This is a genomic window from Bacillus sp. FSL W8-0770, from assembly GCF_038008705.1.
GTDB classification, from domain to species: Bacteria; Bacillota; Bacilli; order Bacillales; family Bacillaceae_G; genus Bacillus_A; species Bacillus_A cereus.
On sequence record NZ_JBBOZR010000001.1, the window covers coordinates 4,750,871 to 4,770,478 of the forward strand.

Consider the following 19,608-nt stretch of genomic DNA (forward strand, 5'->3'; position numbering starts at 1 on the left):
AAGAACCTATCAAACGATAGATTCTTCTTTTGCAAACTGAGTAGAACGTCCTCTTGTAATCGAGAAAATCGCACAAAGCAGAGCTAATATAATAAAGCCACCGCCTACCCAAGCGTTATATATAACAGATGATTTTTCAATAACAACTCCGCCTACTGTTGAACCGAGCGCAATCCCTAAGTGAAGGGCAGAGTTATTTAAACTTTGCTGAATACCAGCTGATTCTGGTGCAATTTCAATTAAATAGTTTTGTTGCGCTGGTGAAATCGCCCAGCTCAGCATACTCCAAAGTCCCATCATAATGATGAAGAGCGGGAATGAGAATGTCATTAATGGCAGTATGAAGATTGCACACGCAAATACGATAATGATAGAAATAATACTTTTCTTCGATCCCCATTTATCAGCAAGCCAGCCACCGAATCCGCCACCAATTACTGCTGCGATTCCGAAAATAAAGTAAAACACACTAATCCAGTTTGCTTCAACATGCATGACATCTTTTAAAAACGGTGTTAAATATGCATACAATGTTAAATGCCCTGTTAAAAACAAAAATGATGTTAACTGTGCACTTACAATTTTTTTATCTTTTAAAGTAGCAAGTTGTTCTTTTATTGATAATACCGATGTCGGTGGTACTTTCGTTAAGAATAATGAAATACAAGCAATTGCCATAACTGTTAATACCGAAATTAATACAAATGGTGCACGCCATCCGTATGCATTTCCGAGTACAAGACCAAGCGGTACTCCAAGTACGAGTGATCCACTAATTCCCATAAAAATGATTCCAATTGCACGCGCACGAAAATGCGGTTCTACTACACTAGAAGCAAGTGTTACCGATAGTGCAATAATTAATGAACCACTGGCCGCACAAATAACCCTTGAGAACATCAGCATTCCGTAATTCACACTAAATGCCGAAATAATATTTCCGATTAAGAAAATCGATAATGCTCCAACATACAATGTTTTTCTTTCAAACTTCCCTGTCAAAGCTAATAAAACTGGACCTGACAAAGCAAATACTACCGAAAATATTGTTATAAGCTGACCAGCTACACTAATAGATACTCCTAAATCATTGGCAACTAAATCGAGCGTTCCTCCTATAATTAGCTCAACCGTTCCGACTACAAAAGCCGCGATAGCTAAAATATAAACACGAAAATTCAAGTCTTTCCCCACGCTTTCTATTTTGGTTACTACGACTATAGTAACCAAAATAGAAAATGGACGCAAGTACAATTTTTTTACAGTAAAAAAGGTAGGCGTATAATACGCCTACCTTTTCATCATTCTGTTTCTTTCTTCTTATTCAAGTACCAATACACCGGAAGTCCCGTAAATACAATTCCAATCGATAAGAAACAACTTACTGGATCGTTAATAATCGCACTACCAATTACAAAGAACGAACCTAAAATCGCTACAATTGGTACGATTGGGAATAACGGTACACTATATGCACGCTCTTTATTCTTATTACGTTTTCTTAAAATGAAGACACCAATAAACGTCATTACATAGAAAATATAAATAATGAATACGGAAATCTCAGATAGCTTATTTGGATCACTAATAATCATTAAAATAATTCCTAAAATAATTTCAACAGTAATCGCATTTGCTGGTGTTTTAAATCTCGGACTTTCCTTTGCAATAAACTTAGAAAATGGAAGTTGTCCACGCTCTGCCATAGACATTGGGATACGTGGGAACGTTAAAATCTTTCCATTTAAACAGCCGAAAATAGAAACGATAATACCGATACTAATAATTTTTCCGCCATATTCTCCAAGTAACATGCCTGCAGCTGTCGCTGTTGCATTTTCTCCAAGGTCTACAATTTTTGCTGCTGGTAATACATTTAATAACGCCAAGTTAATTAATACGTAAGCAGCCGTTACGATTAAAATCCCTACTGTCATTGCTTTCGGTAATAACTTTGTTGGATTCTTCATTTCTCCACCAATCGAAGCAAGTAAAATCCAGCCGTCATAAGCAAATAACGTTGCTAAAATTGCCATACCGATACTTTGATTTTCCGATATCGGCACAACTACGTTAAAAATATCGCTATTCCCTTTCCAGAAACCTAGCACAACAATTAACACAATCGGAATCATCTTCCCAATTGTCGTGATTGTTTGAACGATACCTCCGTATTTTGTTCCCATGCTATTTACAACGCCAAGGAACACAACCGTTCCAATTGCGATTGGTAAATTCCACACTTTATCTAAATAGAAAAAATTAATCATTAAAGAACTAAAGTATAAACCTAATGTTCCGATAATAGCAGGTCCATAAACAATTGTTTGCATCCAACCTGATAAATATCCCCAAAAACTTCCGTAAATCTCCTCTAAATACGTATACAACCCACCATTTTTCGGGATTTGCGCTCCAATTTCAGCTACTGTTAAACCACTTGCTAGCGTCAACAGACCACCAATTATCCAAGCAAGAATGGCCATATTAGAACTCCCCGAGTAATCTAATACGCTCCCTGGTTTCATAAACACACCAGATCCAATAATCGTTCCTACTACGATAGAAAGTGCTACTGTTAAACCAATTTTGTTCTTCTCATCATGATGCATGCTGCGTATCCTCCTTCCAATCCTAGTGTGATGCAAAAATGAAATAAAAAAACACTCCTCCCTAAAAAAGGGACGAGTGTTGTATTCGTGGTTCCACCCTTGTTTCAATTCGTAAAGTAATACACTTCACCAATTTCTCAAGTCTAAATAACGGTTTTTGCCGGCAAGCAATTACTAGATGCTCGTTCACTGCTGCAGTTCAGAGGTGGTAATCCATTTTTCCGTATTAGGAAGCTCACAGCCAAAGGCTTCCCTCTCTGAGAATCGTAAAAAATTGATCGTGTCCTCATCATCACTTCTTGATGTCGAATTTTGTAGTTATTGTTCATTATATTGAATTGTTAGAAAAAATCAATATATTTTTTATATAACATAGGAAATATTTATCTTCTTATATTATAACAGAAGCTGTAATATTTCTCTAATTCCCTAAAATTGGTATAATTTATATAGGAGATGCACCAATAATGATTGCTGTTTTTTGTATCATTGCTACGTTTCTCTCTGTTCTATTCGCTATCATGCATAGGCACAAGTATCCTGGTTATAGCATTTTAGCGGTAGCTATTATACCAGCTGTTTCCTTCTACGTATTGGGTAAATATCAATATACGGAAGTGTTTATCGGTTTTGCAATCTTCTACTGCGTCTTCGGATACATACTAACTATGAAAAGAATTTTATTGAATCATTAAAAGAGACCGATTTCTATAAGTAGAAATCGGTCCTCGCACGTGCCTTCCGGTTGCCCCACGAAAGATACATAAATCAATTATTTATCTTCTTTTTTCATAAAAAACTTATGGTGCGGTAAATCAACATTCAATGCCTCTAATTGTTTCTTTTCATTGTCTAAAATCGCTTTTGCTTTTGTTTTTGTTGCTTCATCTAATCCTGCAAACATGTCTTCATGCTTCTCTTTCTCTGGAAGTTTCACACCTAATTTTGTTAATTCTTCTTTTGCTTGCTCATGCGTTAATTTTCCAGATTTCTTTTGCTCTAAAATTGACTTTGCTTTTTCTTTTGCCTGTTCATCTAAGTTAGCAAACATGTCTCCATGTTTACCTTTCTCCGGCATTTTCACGCCTAGCTTTGTTAATTCCTCTTTTGCTTGCTCATGCGTTAATTTTCCAGATTTCTTTTGCTCTAAAATCGACTTCGCTTTCTCTTTCGCCTGCTCATCTAAGTTAGCAAACATGTCTCCACGCTTACCTTTCTCCGGCATTTTTACGCCTAGCTTTGTCAATTCCTCTTTTGCTTGTTCACGTGTTAATTTTCCAGATTTCTCTTGCTCTAAAATAGATTTCGCTTTTTCTTTTGTTTGTTCATCTAATCCCGCAAACATTTCTTTACGTTTTTCTTTTTCTGGAAGCTTTACACCTAGCTCCTGTAACTGTTTCTTTGTATCGTCCATAATCGTTTTTACTTTTTGTTTTGTAGCGGCATCTAAATCTTTTTTCGCTGTTTTTGTCGCTTGCTCAGCTGTTGGAGTATTTGTTGCCGCGAATGCCGGAACACCGACTCCTCCAATGATTCCGAATGATAAAGCACCTGCAATCGCTAAATAACCAACTGTTTTCTTCTTCATAGGAAATTTCCTCCTTCATATTTCTAAAGCATGTACACTTTCGTATACAACGCCAATAGTAATATTGGTTTCTTAAAATTTCCTTAACGATTCAAATAAAAAACACCGCTCGTAATGAGCGGTGTTTCTCTATGCTTTTTGTAATTGTAACTCTTCACGTTCCATTATTTTTCTTAATACAATTGTTTGTGTCATTGTAAATAAGTTACCTGTTATCCAGTACAACACAAGTCCTGATGGCGCCGCAAACCCCATAAATAGAATCATTGCTGGCATCATAATTTGCTGTATCTTTAGCATCTGTACTTGTTCTCCAGGTGTAATATTCGATTGGAAAACTTTCATCTGAATAAATGTCGTTAACGCTGCAATAATCGGTAATATATGATATGGATCTGCATGTCCTAGGTTCACCCATAAAAACGAAGATGTGCGAATCTCTTCCGTTCTGCTAATCGCATAATACAAAGCAGAGAAAATCGGCATTTGTATAAAAATTGGCCAGCAACCAGCAAGTGGATTCCAACCGCCTGATTTCATTAGTTCTGACATTTCTTTTTGATACTGCTTTTGTTTTTCAAGGTCTTTGCTTACATCACCGTATTTTTTCTTTAGCTTCTGCAATTCAGGTTGCATTTTCTTCATTTTCGCTTGGCTGCGATATTGCGAAACAGCTAATGGAATCATGGCTGAACGAATAACGAGCGTCATAATAATGATAGCAACCCCGAAGCTAGCTCCCGGTATATGATGAGCAACAAATTGAATCATATACGAGATTGGATATACGAAATAGTGGTTCCATATTCCCGTACTATGTGAATCAATTGTGCCTGCATTACTGCAGCCAGATAAAACAAAAACAAGTACTACTGATAAACTAATGAGCGCAGCTCGGTATGATTTTAACATGTTCATTCCTCCAATGTTTCGTAATTATTTAGCGAAACATTGGTGTATACGGACCAACCTCATCATTCTCTTCACTTGATTCTTGTCTGCGTACAGAACGAATCATTCCATATTTATAAAAAATTGAAAATAGCGGTACATTTCCCGCACTATCTTCACATGTATCAACTAACGCAAAAGCTCTTTGTCTACCGCTTGATGCTTGTTGACGCACAAAGCGAGAAACATTAGCAAGGAAGAAAACTTCTAATAAACAAAGTGCTGTCGTTACAAACGATATATATAGAATTGCATCCTGCAATAAAAATTCCATCGCTTCACATCCTTAATAAGGTCATTTTAGCACATCGGGCAAATATTCTCTATTTCCTTTTATTTTCAAAAAAAGTATTTTGCATATTTTCTCAAAAAAACAATAATTAAGAAACGTTGTATTCGCTTTCTTTAGCATATTCACACACATCAATGAATAGGCTTGATTTATTAGAAATTTATAAAATTTTTGCATTATAATAAAACTATTGCCAGTTTTTGAAAAAACCTTTATTCTCTTCTTGTAATCAAAAATGAATATGGAGATGAAACATACTATGGGTCAACTAGGAGACGCCGATTACGTTCCCGACACCGCCTTTTTATCCTTCCCAGCAGCTAAAACATTTCACTTAGAATTTATGATACAGTTGGTTGTTATTTTTATAGCTTCTATTTTGTATGCAATTTCTATGAATATGTTTTTTATCCCGCATAATATGATTAGCGGTGGATTCGCTGGTGTAGGGATGATTATCGGTTATTTAATGCACTACAATATCGGTGCACTTATCTTTTTACTAAACATTCCTCTTCTTATTTTAAGTCACTTTTACTTAGGAAAGAAGACAACCTTTTTAACAGCGTACTTTGTAGCTGTTTCATCGTTAGCGATGAACATTATCCCGGTACACCAAGTTTCAGACGATATTTTACTTTCTTCTGTATTCGGTGGTGTTATCTGCGGAGCAGCTTCAGGAATTATATTCCGATTTGCTTCTTCAACAGGTGGTTTTGATGTTGTTGGATTGATTGTAGCGAAATATCGAGATGTTTCAATTGGAGCAATCATATTTGTATTCAACTTAATCTTACTTGTAGCAGCAGGTTTTATTTTCGGATGGGATATTACACTTTATACGTTAATTAGTCGATTTGTAGTCAGCAAAGTTATCGACGCTGTGCATACGAAACATATTAAATTAACGATAATGACTATTACAGAAAAAGGCGAGGAAATAAAAAGCGCACTACTACATCACGGCATACGCGGGGTGACAATGGTAGACGCTGTCGGCGGCTATACAAACCATAAGAAAAAAATGATTTACACTGTCGTGACTCGCTATGAGTTAGGCGAAATGAAACGTATTATCCGTCAAGTGGATAACAAAGCATTTATGAACATTACTGAAACAGTTGAAATTGTCGGCCGTTTCAAACGCATATAAAACAGGTTAATAAATTAAAGGGCATAACATATTAGTCATATATGTTATGCCCTTTGTTATTCAACTAACGTACCTTTTAGCATAATAAAATCACTAAGTTTATTACTACAAATCGGAGGATAGCATTCCATATACAATACTATCTGTCCATTCATCTTTATTCCAAAAATCTTGTATGAAATGGGCTTCCTTTCTCATGCCTATTCGTTCACACAATTTTTGTGAAGCTGTATTACGTGCATCAAGATTAGCCTGTATACGATGTACATTACATTCATTAAATAATTTCAATACCAAACTACTTACTGCTTCTGTTGCCAAACCTCTCCCAGCTACTTCATTTGAAAAACTATAACCAATCTCAACAGTGTCTTTCATATTTGTGTACCATACGGATAAATCACCAACTACTTTAGTTTTGTATATAACTGCCAAACTTAATATTGTTTCTTTAGTAAGTACATTATTTGCTAGCTTCTTATTAAATCTTTTCTGCATGTCTTCATGAGTCCACTTATTATGTAATAGGAACTTACATGTATCATCACTATTATAAATAGCAAATACATCCTGTAAATCAGTACTCTTAAAAGGTCTAATTATTAATCTTTCTGTTGTGAACTCCAAGTTAGCTCTCCTCCCTTACATTCATGCTATAAAACATTTTTTATAGTATTTAGGCCTCATTCTTAGATCTCACCTTGATTACATATTTCATCATAATAAATTAAAATCCTTCTTCCACTAAACTGCACCGTTAATGGTATTTCCTTACGCTTTTTATTTTTTACACTTATTACAAAATCAGATAATTCTATCATTATGTCCCTAAATGTGTTATAATGAAAGCAGACTCACAAAAAAGAGTATATAGACTTGGAAGTTTCTCTTATTTTACAAGCAAAAAGAAACGAGCAGTCGGGTATATTTCAGACACCATACACGTAACGGTTTAAACAACCGATCATCTTAGTTACTCTTCAATGATCTTTTTATAAAAAGATACGTACAATTAAAACTCACTTCAATATACTATACCTACCTTTTTGACTTCCAAATCATCTTATTACATAGGGAGATGAACATATGAATCAATATATACGATATACAATAGCTGTCCTGTTTGCTATTATCGGCGGAACAATCTGCTTCTGGACAAACACTCAGCTTGGAGAGAATATCATCTTTAATGGAATCGAAACACTTGTAAGCGCTTCAATTTTAGGCGGATACATTTACTTCCTCTTCAATCCAGAAGAAAATGCTCAAAAAACAATGTTATTAACAATGATCGGAATCGTTGGTGGATGTATTTCCTACTCAATGACAAACTATACATTACCACTTCAATTAAGCTCAGCTTTCTTCCACGGTCTATGGACTTGGTTCATTGCATTCTGCCTAGCAGACGTATTCAACCTATTACAAGACACTGAAGAAGATAGCGGTCGTCAAATTGAAAGTAACTCTTAAGCTGGAAGATACTCTTCCAGCTTTTTATATTGTTTTGCATATCCCCGCATCACGATAAAAAGAAGTTACCCTCACGGCAACTTCTTTTCCATATACCCCATCCAGTACCAACCGGATTATATCAACGATTTTTCAAATATATCGGCGATTTCTCCACTTATATCAGCGATTTTTTCATTATATCGACGGTTCAACACAAGATATCGATTTAACGACATCTTTCGACACTCGAAACGCACAACATACCCTATCCCCCAAGCAACTTACTGCCGAACTCTACGATTAAAAAGATAATTAATAAGATCGCGAGTATCTTTAATGCTACATATGCCACTTTAAAAACAACATAAATGAGCAAGACTATCAAAATAATTGATAAAATTTCCATATTTACTTCCTCCAAGCTTTGCTCTTCTTATCTCATTTTACTCGCCCCGGGCTATTTATGGAACGGCATAAGGCGACATAGAAAAAAGAGGATACCTCACCCATCGTAAGATACCCTCACCTTCAACTGCTCAAACCATTCTCTTTCTAATTGTAAATATCCCATCTCACTCTTCTCGGCGCTCTTTAATTCTTTATCAGCTTTCTTCATATAAGTATGGGAAGCTTCTAGATCATTCTCTAAATATTTGATAATTCCTTGTGTACGATAATATCCGTTTAAGTCCATTTTTGTAATAGCCTTTGCATGTTCCTTTGCTTCTTGCAAAGAAAGACTATCCATCTCATAAAGGGCTTTATATAAAAGATACCAACTATGAAAATTACTAACGAAAAACTTATTTTCTTTCGTTACAGGTAATTGAACAATTCGTTCTATATACGGTATCGCTCTTTTCATTCCCTCTTGATCTGCACGAGCAAGGAAGACAAGCATAAGTCTACTCATTATCTCTCTTATCCCTTTATTCTCTTTTATTTTCTCCTCACTCAATTCTACTAATCTTTCATCCCAATCTTTCGGTCTTTTATAACTAAATAACTCACTCGATATTTGAATCTCATATAAATGATTTCTAGCTCTTTCATCATCTTTAATTAAAATAAGAAATTGCATCCCATCACTCATAAGCGTTCCTTTTATCGGCACAATTGTAACCGCAAAGATTGCAAAATGGAAAAAGGAAAAATATAAAAGATATTGATAATAACTCACCATGTATATGTAACCGGAAGTAATACCAAACAGTAAACTCGTAATCGGTCCACCTAAAGTGAGCCATGCCCACTTTTTCGAAAGATTCGGTGTCTCTATAGAAGGTGGTACTAGTGTTGCAACGCCTCCAAAGTAAGCCCATAATTTATTTTCTCGAATGCGTAATTTTCCCTTTTCTTTTTGAATAGTAATGGGTCCTACTGTCATAAATTTAAATGTTAAACCACCTATTACACCAAATACTACATGTCCTAGCTCATGAATGGCTAACACTAATAAAAAAATTCCAACTATTGCCCATAGGTTCAAAATTACTTCTAATTTCCCAGTTCGGATTACTCCGTATAAAATGGACAGAATTAGCGCCACTGTCATTGAGCCAGCTGGCCTTCTTAAAATATCCACCTTTTTCTCCCCTTAATAAATCATTTTCCTCTGCATTTCGTACATGAACTTCCCAAGATGCAATATCCAAATAAATGAGATTAAGCCAATTAATACAAAATTGATATTACTAGCAGCTGTATATATAACGGCAGCCCACCATACATATGCCAATATTGTATTCGTAAATTCATATGCTTTATATCCAGCCTCATGCACAATGTGCTTTAATCCTTCATCTGCGTTTTTCGTCCACATTTTCATAGATTCCATATACGTTACACCTTGTTCAGGATATAGCTTATTATAACGATTTTTTGTTATGAGTCCGATAATTACTACAGTAGTTAAACAAGCAATAGAAGCTACTAAATTCCACACCGCAAATGAAACATTTGTATCCTGCAACAGTGCACGTCTACATGTAATAACTGCATATACAAACCATGCCTGCGTAACTATATCACCTACACGTAAATATATACTTATAATGCCTAATTTTCTGCCTTGTACGCTCTCTTCTTCATCGCGTGCCTCTGCTAACATACGTGTATTCTTCCAAGTATAGTACATCATTAAGATTCCAAAAATAGTACATATACCTATAAATGTATTGGATGATAATTTTCTCGGTTCATCCGAGAGTAAATTTAAAGCTATATAAGACGTTAAAAAGCCACCCATCATACTTAATGCTATTTTCCCCACAGAATCAAATTGTTTTTTTCGCTTACTCTTCATCGTCCTCTTCCCCCTCTACTAACGTAAATATTTCCTCCACCGGTACATTGAAAATTTGTGCGATTTTTAACGACAATACGATAGATGGTGCATAATCCCCACGCTCAATTAAACTAATCGTTTGCCGTGATGATCCAATCGCTTTCCCTAAATCCCCTTGTGATAAACGATGCTTTGCTCGCAATTCCCTCACTCGATTTTGAAGCTTCATGTCTTCCCTCTTTTTCATTTATTTAATTAAAATTGTAAATAATATCCTTATATTTGTCAATTATAATTGTCATTACGACTATAATAATTGACAAGACACTTATTTCTTATCCTGTATCAAATTCCTATAAAGAATGTAAAATGTGCATTAAACATAGTCTTAAAAATAAAATAAAAAAGGCAGTGCTTTTGCACTGCCTTCCTAAATTCTGACATAGAATGGATTTCATATTAGCTTGCGTTTTGTAGTAATACTCGTTTTAACTGCTTACGGAAACGAATACCTAACGTAACCGCTACAATCACAATAACTCCAAAAATAATTTTACCGATATGACCTTCTAGCACTCCAAAGATATCATGTAAGTTTCCACCTAACCAGTAACCACCGATTAAGAAGAATGATACCCAAAATAGAGCGCCTGAATAAATTGTAATGGCAAAACGACGGAATGGTAAATTAATAATTCCTGCAAAGTATCCTGTGAAATGACGTACACCAGGAATAAAGAAACCAATAAAAATTAGGAAGTACCCATACTTATCAAACCACATTCTCGTTAAGTCAATTTTTCTTTGTGTTAAAAATACGTATTTCCCATACTTTTGAATGAAAGGCATACCTAATTTATTTCCTAAAAAGTATTGAATCGTCATTCCTACACTTGTCCCAATAAAGGATAGAATAATTAAAATCGGTAAACTTAAATCACCCTTATGTGCTAAAAATCCCGCATATGCTAATGTTGGCTCTCCCGGAAACGGAAGTGCAATATATTCTAACAGCAAGCCGACAAGTACAACATAATACCCGTATTGCTGAAATAATTCATGAATCCATTCCATGTCATCTCTCCTTTCAATCCCGTACAACTTCTTACTATTATTGTATAAAAAAATTGTCGAAATAACTATCACAATAGCTTACATTTTTATTACATTTTTGTAAGGGTCACACTAATGATTTTCGTTCTTTATTAAATAGTAAAAATTATTTTCCAAGTCGAAATAGCGAAAAGACGCATTAATAACATGCAGATTTCATCCATTTTTTAGCACTAAAAAAGCTCTCTTATTTTGTTCTCAATAAAAAACCATCACAAACTCATGCTAACTTCATATTAGCTTCATATACGTATTGTAAGATTATATCGGAATTTGTTGAAAAATTTAACCAATATATGACTAAGCATTAATTTGAATAAATATAAGTCGTTTTTCGAAATTGAAAAAAGGGTGAATACGAAATGGAAGCATATAAAATGCACGATTTTATTAATACAAATGTTGAATCTCATCAAAATGAAACCGTTTTTAATTTACAAATATGTGAAACAAGTGAATTTGACGTAAGTTTAACAAAATCTACAACACTATCTTTTATCGTTTCAAAAAAGAATATTAAAATTGTCACGAAAAAATGGATTAATTCAAATCAAGAAAGCATGATTGGCAAAAGCTACATCATTCCAACAAAAGCTTTTCACTATTTCTTACCAATCATTTCTGAAAATGAAGATGAGCTAAATATTCAAGTTCAAAGTTTTGGCCTACGTGGTGAGCTTTTATTAAATGAAAGATTACTTATTGATAACAACAAACACAACAGCAAAATCACTACATTCTTTGAAACATTAGATGAAAATGTAAATAAAGCATTACGAGGATTACAACTTCATTGTATGTAAGACTATTACGATAGTAAAAGGAGAATAACAATGAAAAAATTATTATTAAGCGCACTATTATCATTAGGATTTTTAACTCTTCCATTCGCTAGTGCAGAGGCAGCTACAACGAAAGATCAATTAATCGTAGACACTCAGTTAAATAAAATGGATTATTATCAGGATGGAAAATTTATAAAAAGTTTTACTGTCGCTACTGGAAAAGCTGCAACACCTACACCTAAAGGCACTTTTCAAATCGTAAATAAAATTAAAAACCGCCCTTATTATACAGGCAAAATTAAAGGCGGCGATCCACGTAATCCACTTGGTGACCGTTGGCTCGGATTAAATATGGCAGGAACTTACGGAACAACTTATGCGATTCACGGAACTAACAATAATCAAGCAATCGGCAAATGGACAACACTTGGTTGTATTCGTATGTATAACAATGATATACACTGGTTATTTGAGCGCGTTCAGCAGCAAGCTACTGTCACTGTAAAATAGCCTAAAAACAAGATTTATGTGTAGCCAAGAATTTTATGTCTTGGCTTATTTTATTTATTCATTTACAGTAGCAAAACAACTGTATTTACATATATAATAGGAATAGATTTGATTAGCTAATATTTAAACATTGATAAACGTAGATATTAAAATTATACAGTTATAATATTTTATAAATTTTATAATACATACTATAATAGAACTACTGTAATTCTGAATTATTCAGTAACACTAAACTATTCCCCTTGCTACCTTCATGATTATTTTATAGCGGGGGCTTATTATATGTATAAACAATCTGAGTCACTCGAAAAATGATGAATTCGAATATTGCAGTAAAAAGCGTTATTTAGGAGGTGTTACTATGACGCATATACTGGTGATTGAAGACAACCCAGATATACAAGAACTGATTCGTGAATTTCTAATGGCACAAAACTTTACCGTTGATGTAGTTGGTGCCGGAACAGAAGGTATTCTTCTTTTCCAAAAAAATTCATACGATCTTGTCCTCCTCGATGTAATGTTACCAGATATAGATGGCTATAGTATTTGTAAAATTATGCGAGGACAATCTGATGTACCAATCATTATGTTAACAGGCTTACATAATGAAGAAAGTGAAATTAAAGGATTTGAGTTAGGTATTGATGACTATATTACGAAACCGTTCCATTACACTGTATTTATTAAGCGTGTAGAGGCTGTATTAAGAAGGGCAGCAACGAAGGAAGCAGAAGCTGCAACTATACTACAATTCCATGAATTGATGTTAAACTCTACAGCATATGCAGCTTATGTTCATGGTAATCAAATTGAATTGACAACAAAAGAATTTGAAATTATTTATACTTTACTGCAAAATCGAGGAAAAGTATTATCAAGAAGTGATTTGTTGAATAAGGTATGGGGCTATGAACATTATGGTGATGTAAGAGTTATAGATACACATATTAAAAACTTAAGAAAAAAATTAGGAATTCCTTATATTAAAACGGTGAAAGGCATTGGCTACAAAATCGAATCGTAGCAAAGACAACATCACCAAAAATATTTTCATCAAAACCTTATTATTTTGTATTCTTTTATCACTTTGTCTTTATCAAATTATTTACTTTCTAGCTTCAAACTACGATAAAGAACGTTTTGCGAAAGAAAATGGAACGCCGACTACAGAACAGGCCGATTCAGATAAGCAAAACGACGGAAGTAAAACGAAGCAAAATAAAGCTGTGTCAAAGGGGAGTATTTCTAATTTCCAATCTTCTATTATAGATTATAAATCTCTTTCTACAGCTATCAATCACCTTTTGCAGCCTAGCCAAACTGCAAAGGCAAAAGAACATACACAAAATCTTTCGGGGAAAAATAGCACTTCTAATCCGCCTACAGAAGCAGAAAAGAAAGCCGCTAATAATGATGCCTTACATACACAAAATGCAGCAAGTAAAACAAATGATACAAATGATAATCCAAAGTTAGCAGATGCGTTGCAGCAATTAGCTCCACATATTGGCGCGACAATGCTTGCATTATCACTACTCGGATCATTAATTTATACAAAACTAATTGCCAAACCTTTTCAATATATGAGTGATGCTTTAAAAGATATTATGAATCTTGATTTCTCCGATAAAAAGCTACTTAACAAAAATGCAGATCAAACAGATTTTAATTTGCAAGTAGCTGCTTCACAAGTACCAAATATTGTGAAGAATTTACATGCAAGCAATCAAGATTTAAGAAACGAGCTCAAGAAGGAACAACAATTAGAACAATCTCGTAAAGAATTTATGTCTATGGTGTCCCATGAATTAAAAACACCAATCGCAGCCGTCATGGGACAACTAGATGGCATGATTCACGGAATTGGAGCTTATAAAGATAGAGATAAGTATTTGAAACGTTCCTACGAGATGATGCAAGACATTAACATATTAACGGAAAAAATGTCGGAATTATCCAAAATACAAAACCCTCAATTTAAACCGAATTTAGAAGTCATTTCTTTATCTAATATTATTGAGGATGTTATGAAGAAAGTAGATTACTTTGTATCTGTAAAACAATTAAATGTACAATCTAATATTAAACACGACGTACAAATTTTAGCTGATCCTAAATTTATTCAAACTGCTATTTTTAACATTATTTCAAATGCAATTCATTATACAATTGACCATCAGCACGTATATATAAAGCTTTATGAAAAACCAAATGGTTACGCATTAGAAGTATTAAATACAGGTTCACAAATTGATGAAGATAAACTTGCTCATTTATTTGAGCCTTTTTATCGCGCAAACCCTGATAAACACGGTTTAGTACAAGGTAGTGGTCTTGGATTATATATCGTGAAACAAATATTAGATAAACATCAGTTTCCTTACGGGATACAAAACACAGCTCAAGGTGTAAAATGCTCCATTGTATTCCCAAAAGCAATGTAACATTCACTATAATTACATATCCCAAACTCATACTTCATGTGTGAGTGGCGGAATTTTGTAGAGTGTCTTACTCTGTTTCGTTCGCCCGTTATCCTTATTTGGATAGCGGGCGTTTTTTATTACTTAAAAGGAGGATTTTTTATGGAAAAGTTTAAATATTCATTGCTCGTTTTATTCGGTGCTTGCAGCTACGGCATACTTTCAACTATTTTCAAACTCGGATTCATAAATGGATTTTCAGCACATCAACTCCTAGGGGGACAATATGTCTTCGGATGGATTGGACTATTTCTACTCGTTCTTTTCTTTTCACAACATAAAGTAACAAAAAAACAATTTTTTTCATTACTAACCGTCGGAACAACAATGAGTATGACTGGGATTTTTTACGCTATTTCTGTAGAAGAACTACCCGCATCTATCGCTGTCGTCCTACTCTTTCAGTTCACTTGGATTGGTGTCATTATCGAAGCCATTGCAAATCGAACATTTCCAAGCCGCGATAAGATCATATCTATCCTTATTTTATTTGCTGGTACATTGTTTGCAGGTGGTGTATTTGAAGGCCTCGGACAAAGTTTTTCTACGAAAGGGATTATCTTTGGGCTATTAGCTGCGGTCTCTTTTTCATTCTATGTTTTTGCAAGCGGGCGCGTCGCTACGGATGTTCCGCCTTATACGAAAAGCTTTCTTATGACAACAAGTGCTACTCTTATCGTATGCCTATTCTTTCCGCCAACCTTTTTAACAGACGGTGCTTTGCAAGCTGGCCTATGGAAATATGCTTTCTTCCTCGGATTATTCGGCGTTGTTGTACCTGTCATTTGTTTTTCAATCGGTGTACCAAAGGTTGGAACAGGGCTTGGTACAATATTAGGTGCAGCTGAATTACCAACTGCTATTATCGCTTCTATTACACTTGTACATGAAGTCGTAACATTCATGCAGTGGATTGGTATTATTTTTATATTGGTTGGGATTTTCACTCCTCAGCTGCTTACGGCTAGGAAAGAAAGGAAACACAATCGCGTGCATAGCGCTTGAAAAAATACAGAATTTATATAAAAGATATAACTGCAATTAAAATAAGTAAATTTATCTGGAGGTATAAATGACTATTTTAAGCATCATATTTTTTGCTATTATGTGTATCTTCTTCCTAATAAGATATATGAAAGAAAAGAAATTTTACGATTTACTTCTCATTCCCGTTTGTATATATGCAGGAGCAGTGAAAACTCCTTTCGTAGAGTACTTAAACTTTAATACTACATTTAAAATAACGTATGATATTGCAGCTATTATTCTTGTAATCCTTGCTGTACTTTTCTTTTTGAAAGATAAGAAAGAGAATCATACTGCATAACAAAAGACCTTTCATTTACTTGAAAGGTCTTTTTCTCTATCTCATTTTACCGCTCCATACAGCTTCTCTATCTCATGCTCAATTTGTTTTACATCGATTCGCTCAAATAATGGCTGCACGCTATCAATTCTACTTGGCAACGTATTTTGTGGTTCCCAATTTCGGTTCACAATCGACAATGTGTTTCGAACTCTTTCACTTGAAAATGGTAAAAATGGTTCAAGGAGATGGGCAAAATTAGCGATAAGATACACACAGTTATAAATCGTTTCTTCACATGAAACTGGATCATCTTCTCTTTGTTTCCAAGGCTGCTTTTCATCAAAATATTTATTTGCAAAACGTACTGTATCAAATATTGTTTCTAGCGCCACCTTAAATTTAGTTTGCTCAATCGCCTCTCCTACACGCTTATATAATCCTCCTACTTTATCTTTCAGCTCTACCTCAATACTTCCCTTCGGCACGATACCACCATAATATTTTTCGATAAACTTTAATGTCCGGTTCACAAAGTTCCCGTATGCACCTAATAATTCACTATTATGACTGTAAATAAATTCCCGCCATGAAAAATCAGTATCGCGATTTTCTGGTGCGTTGACAGTTAAAAAGTAACGAATAGAATCTGGATCATAGCGTTCTAATATGTCAGGCACCCATACTGCCCAGTTTTTACTTGTAGATAATTTTCTTTTTTCAACTGTTAAATATTCATTCGAAACGATATGACGCGGGATTGCTTCCTCCCCTATTCCAAGTAATACCGCTGGCCAAATGACGGAATGAAACGGAATATTATCCTTTCCGTGCACATAATATGTTTTCGCTTCGCTATCCCAAAACTCTTGATCATCTTTCCCTGTTTCTTCAGCCCAATGTTTACTCGCTGAATAATAGCCTGTCACTGCTTCAATCCATACGTAAATTTTCTTATCTTCATACCCTTCTACTGGAATTGGTACCCCGATTGGTAAATCTCTTGATACTGCCCTATCTTGTAACCCTTCTTTTACATATCTTTCTGTTAATTGAATTGCATTATCACGCCATGTTCCTTTTTCTTTTGCGATTTCTACAACTTTTTTAATTTTCTGCTGAAATGTATGCAACGCAAAATAGAAATGCTCTGTTTCCTGTACGGATGGTGTACTACCACATAACTTACATTTCTTTTCTAACAAATCGAGTGGATCTAAAATAGCTGAACACGCATCGCATTGATCTCCTCTTGCTGCTTCATGGCAATGTGGACATATTCCTTCTACATAACGATCCGGTAAAAACTGCGTACACGTTTCACAATACGCTTGTTCCACTGTTTTTTTATAAATATGTCCTTCTTCTAATAAACGTAAAAAAACATTTTGAACCGTTTCATGATGGTGCTCACTATCTGTACGTGTATAGCAATCATAAGTAAAACCAAGGCTACGAAAACATCGCTGGAACTCTTCATGATACTTATCAGCAATTTCTTTCGCTGTCACACCTTCTTGTTTTGCCCTAATTGCAATCGGTGTTCCATTACAATCACTCCCTGAAACATACAGCACATTCTCACCTTTTGCCCTGTAATAACGCGCTAAAATATCTCCAGGTAACAAACTCGCAATATGGCCAAGGTGTAACGAACCATTTGCATACGGCCAAGCGCCTCCAATAAAAATACTCATCTTACATTCCTCCTTTTAAATATAAAAAGCCCCGCCCTTATCTTAAAAAAGATAAGGGCGGGGCTGTATAAACAGTCGCGGTACCACCTTATTTCGCCAATTACTCACATAATTAGCCTTAACAAGTACGGAGCTATATGCTCTTATACTGTGGTTTTGATAACGAGTACCAACTCTCGTCGCCACCTACTATTATCATTTGATAAGTTCAGGACGAAGCTCAAAGGCCATTGTTCAAATGAATATTCTTGCTTCTTCTCAGCTACCGAAGCTCTCTGGAAAGAATGTGTTCATCCTACTTTTCCTTTTCAACGCTTTTACGTATAAAAAGTATTGTACGACTTAATAACAGAAAAATCAAACTTTTATTCAGAAAGAAAAGGAAATCCCATCCCTCTGCCGAATAACTATACGTTCACAAAAGGAGTGATAACATTGAACCAAAAACAACTAAGCACTATAAATGAAAAAAGCTGGAATACAGTTGCTTATGAAGCTTGGACGAATCACCACGGGGCACCAGCTGATTATGCGAAAAAAATCATGAAAGATCCCACGCGCGAAGTAGCACATTATTTACCTTACATACAATCTCCAAAAGGAAAATGTATTATTAATTTACTCGGCTCAAAAGGAAATAAAGCTGTCGCACTCGCTCTTTTAGGAGCTGACGTAACAGTTGTTGATATTTCAGCAAGTAATGCAAAATATGCAAATGAACTTGCGGAAGCCGCAGGCGTCTCTATTCATTACATCGTTTCTGATGTACTAGATGTAAATCTCTCCAAATCATTTGATATCGTATTACTGGAACTTGGTGTACTTCATTACTTTCTAGATTTAAAGCCACTTTTTATAACAATCTCTCAACTACTAAAGCCCGGTGGAATACTTATCCTTCGCGATTACCATCCAATATACACAAAGCTATTAGGAGTAGACCATCCATCATTTCGAGCAAGTGGAAATTATTTCGATGAAGAATTAATTGAAGATGATGTTGCTTATAGCATCCTTCTTACAGAAGCACAGAAAGAATCGCTACCTAAAACAACCATCCGTCGCTGGACGTTAGGAGAAATTATTACAACACTCGCGGAAGAACATTTTAAAATTGAAAAACTAGTTGAAGAACACGGACCTCATCAAAGATGGCTCTTCCCTTCTACTGCACCGGAAGGAATCGAAGAACGTATCCCTGGTCTATATACAATAATTACGACAGCATGCAAAAAAGGATCCCTTCACGGATAGGATCCTTTTTGCATGCTCACGCATATAAGTTGAGGTTGGAGATTACCATAATTCTGTAGAATAGGACACAAGATATTTCAACATTTCGTCTCTGACTTACGTCGTCAAAAAGGGGT

General features: G+C 35.0%; 22 protein-coding genes and 2 other annotated features. Of the genes, 10 read left to right on the forward strand and 12 right to left on the reverse strand.

The window, feature by feature from the left end; all coding sequences use genetic code 11:
• Positions 1-9 precede the first annotated feature (9 nt).
• Both NST27_RS24615 and NST27_RS24620 read right to left on the reverse strand, forming a co-directional pair.
• Positions 10-1,194: an MFS transporter gene (locus NST27_RS24615; protein WP_141526343.1), complete on the reverse strand. Its 1,185-nt coding sequence runs from the start codon at positions 1,192-1,194 to the stop codon at positions 10-12.
• A 107-nt stretch (positions 1,195-1,301) separates the two neighbouring features.
• On the reverse strand, positions 1,302-2,612 hold the full coding sequence (locus NST27_RS24620) for an APC family permease (protein ID WP_000546299.1): 1,311 nt from the start codon (positions 2,610-2,612) through the stop codon (positions 1,302-1,304).
• A 65-nt stretch (positions 2,613-2,677) separates the two neighbouring features.
• Positions 2,678-2,914: a binding site (T-box leader), on the reverse strand.
• 165 nt (positions 2,915-3,079) lie between these two features.
• Between NST27_RS24620 and NST27_RS24625 the strand changes: the two genes are divergently transcribed.
• A complete protein-coding gene (locus NST27_RS24625; RefSeq protein ID WP_000562239.1) occupies positions 3,080-3,307 on the forward strand; it encodes a hypothetical protein in 228 nt (75 codons plus the stop codon).
• Between the two features lie 77 nt (positions 3,308-3,384).
• On the opposite strand, the gene NST27_RS24630 is transcribed toward NST27_RS24625, so the two are convergent.
• The 3 genes from NST27_RS24630 to NST27_RS24640 all read right to left on the reverse strand — a co-directional run bounded on the left by NST27_RS24630 (position 3,385) and on the right by NST27_RS24640 (position 5,425).
• Positions 3,385-4,200 (reverse strand): hypothetical protein, encoded by an 816-nt coding sequence (locus NST27_RS24630; RefSeq protein WP_000730880.1) that lies wholly within the window; start codon positions 4,198-4,200, stop codon positions 3,385-3,387.
• A gap of 129 nt (positions 4,201-4,329) precedes the next feature.
• On the reverse strand, positions 4,330-5,112 hold the full coding sequence (locus tag NST27_RS24635; RefSeq protein ID WP_047387116.1) for a membrane protein insertase YidC: 783 nt from the start codon (positions 5,110-5,112) through the stop codon (positions 4,330-4,332).
• Between the two features lie 28 nt (positions 5,113-5,140).
• Complete coding sequence (locus NST27_RS24640; RefSeq protein WP_000394930.1) at positions 5,141-5,425, reverse strand: hypothetical protein; 285 nt, start codon at positions 5,423-5,425, stop codon at positions 5,141-5,143.
• 277 nt (positions 5,426-5,702) lie between these two features.
• Between NST27_RS24640 and NST27_RS24645 the strand changes: the two genes are divergently transcribed.
• The gene (locus NST27_RS24645) at positions 5,703-6,596 is read left to right on the forward strand and encodes a YitT family protein (protein ID WP_000530044.1); all 894 of its coding nucleotides are present in this window, start codon (positions 5,703-5,705) and stop codon (positions 6,594-6,596) included.
• 105 nt (positions 6,597-6,701) lie between these two features.
• On the opposite strand, the gene NST27_RS24650 is transcribed toward NST27_RS24645, so the two are convergent.
• Entirely contained in the window at positions 6,702-7,223 is a 522-nt protein-coding gene (locus tag NST27_RS24650) for a GNAT family N-acetyltransferase (protein WP_000397307.1), read from the reverse strand.
• A 459-nt stretch (positions 7,224-7,682) separates the two neighbouring features.
• On the opposite strand from NST27_RS24650, the gene NST27_RS24655 reads away from it, so the two are divergent.
• On the forward strand, positions 7,683-8,069 hold the full coding sequence (locus NST27_RS24655) for a DUF3938 domain-containing protein (RefSeq protein ID WP_001077776.1): 387 nt from the start codon (positions 7,683-7,685) through the stop codon (positions 8,067-8,069).
• Positions 8,070-8,316: 247 nt separating this feature from the next.
• Here NST27_RS24655 and NST27_RS24660 read toward each other — a convergent pair whose 3' ends face one another.
• The 5 genes from NST27_RS24660 to NST27_RS24680 all read right to left on the reverse strand — a co-directional run bounded on the left by NST27_RS24660 (position 8,317) and on the right by NST27_RS24680 (position 11,412).
• Positions 8,317-8,457 carry a DUF3985 family protein gene (locus NST27_RS24660; protein WP_000404758.1) on the reverse strand — a complete coding sequence of 47 codons (141 nt, stop codon included), beginning with the start codon at positions 8,455-8,457 and terminating at the stop codon, positions 8,317-8,319.
• 96 nt (positions 8,458-8,553) lie between these two features.
• The gene (locus NST27_RS24665) at positions 8,554-9,606 is read right to left on the reverse strand and encodes a site-2 protease family protein (RefSeq protein WP_002097959.1); all 1,053 of its coding nucleotides are present in this window, start codon (positions 9,604-9,606) and stop codon (positions 8,554-8,556) included.
• Between the two features lie 42 nt (positions 9,607-9,648).
• Positions 9,649-10,356 carry a DUF3169 family protein gene (locus NST27_RS24670; RefSeq protein ID WP_047387122.1) on the reverse strand — a complete coding sequence of 236 codons (708 nt, stop codon included), beginning with the start codon at positions 10,354-10,356 and terminating at the stop codon, positions 9,649-9,651.
• A complete protein-coding gene (locus NST27_RS24675) occupies positions 10,346-10,567 on the reverse strand; it encodes a helix-turn-helix transcriptional regulator (protein ID WP_000776168.1) in 222 nt (73 codons plus the stop codon). The genes NST27_RS24670 and NST27_RS24675 overlap by 11 nt, the downstream gene beginning before the upstream one ends.
• 230 nt (positions 10,568-10,797) lie before the next feature.
• Positions 10,798-11,412 (reverse strand): DedA family protein, encoded by a 615-nt coding sequence (locus NST27_RS24680; RefSeq protein WP_000454754.1) that lies wholly within the window; start codon positions 11,410-11,412, stop codon positions 10,798-10,800.
• Positions 11,413-11,813: 401 nt separating this feature from the next.
• On the opposite strand from NST27_RS24680, the gene NST27_RS24685 reads away from it, so the two are divergent.
• The 6 genes from NST27_RS24685 to NST27_RS24710 all read left to right on the forward strand — a co-directional run bounded on the left by NST27_RS24685 (position 11,814) and on the right by NST27_RS24710 (position 16,562).
• Entirely contained in the window at positions 11,814-12,254 is a 441-nt protein-coding gene (locus NST27_RS24685; protein WP_000388768.1) for a DUF3978 family protein, read from the forward strand.
• A gap of 30 nt (positions 12,255-12,284) precedes the next feature.
• Positions 12,285-12,746: a L,D-transpeptidase gene (locus NST27_RS24690; protein WP_000735058.1), complete on the forward strand. Its 462-nt coding sequence runs from the start codon at positions 12,285-12,287 to the stop codon at positions 12,744-12,746.
• Between the two features lie 364 nt (positions 12,747-13,110).
• The gene (locus NST27_RS24695; RefSeq protein ID WP_000148833.1) at positions 13,111-13,776 is read left to right on the forward strand and encodes a response regulator transcription factor; all 666 of its coding nucleotides are present in this window, start codon (positions 13,111-13,113) and stop codon (positions 13,774-13,776) included.
• Positions 13,754-15,196: a sensor histidine kinase gene (locus NST27_RS24700; protein ID WP_000201959.1), complete on the forward strand. Its 1,443-nt coding sequence runs from the start codon at positions 13,754-13,756 to the stop codon at positions 15,194-15,196. The genes NST27_RS24695 and NST27_RS24700 overlap by 23 nt, the downstream gene beginning before the upstream one ends.
• A gap of 141 nt (positions 15,197-15,337) precedes the next feature.
• Entirely contained in the window at positions 15,338-16,240 is a 903-nt protein-coding gene (locus NST27_RS24705) for an EamA family transporter (RefSeq protein ID WP_000410478.1), read from the forward strand.
• 67 nt (positions 16,241-16,307) lie between these two features.
• Positions 16,308-16,562: a hypothetical protein gene (locus NST27_RS24710; protein WP_000154123.1), complete on the forward strand. Its 255-nt coding sequence runs from the start codon at positions 16,308-16,310 to the stop codon at positions 16,560-16,562.
• Positions 16,563-16,603: 41 nt separating this feature from the next.
• On the opposite strand, the gene metG is transcribed toward NST27_RS24710, so the two are convergent.
• Entirely contained in the window at positions 16,604-18,238 is a 1,635-nt protein-coding gene (gene metG, locus NST27_RS24715) for a methionine--tRNA ligase (protein WP_000021561.1), read from the reverse strand.
• A 50-nt stretch (positions 18,239-18,288) separates the two neighbouring features.
• Positions 18,289-18,559, reverse strand: a binding site (T-box leader).
• Positions 18,560-18,673: 114 nt separating this feature from the next.
• Between metG and NST27_RS24720 the strand changes: the two genes are divergently transcribed.
• A complete protein-coding gene (locus tag NST27_RS24720; protein WP_047387127.1) occupies positions 18,674-19,492 on the forward strand; it encodes a class I SAM-dependent methyltransferase in 819 nt (272 codons plus the stop codon).
• Positions 19,493-19,608 lie beyond the last annotated feature (116 nt).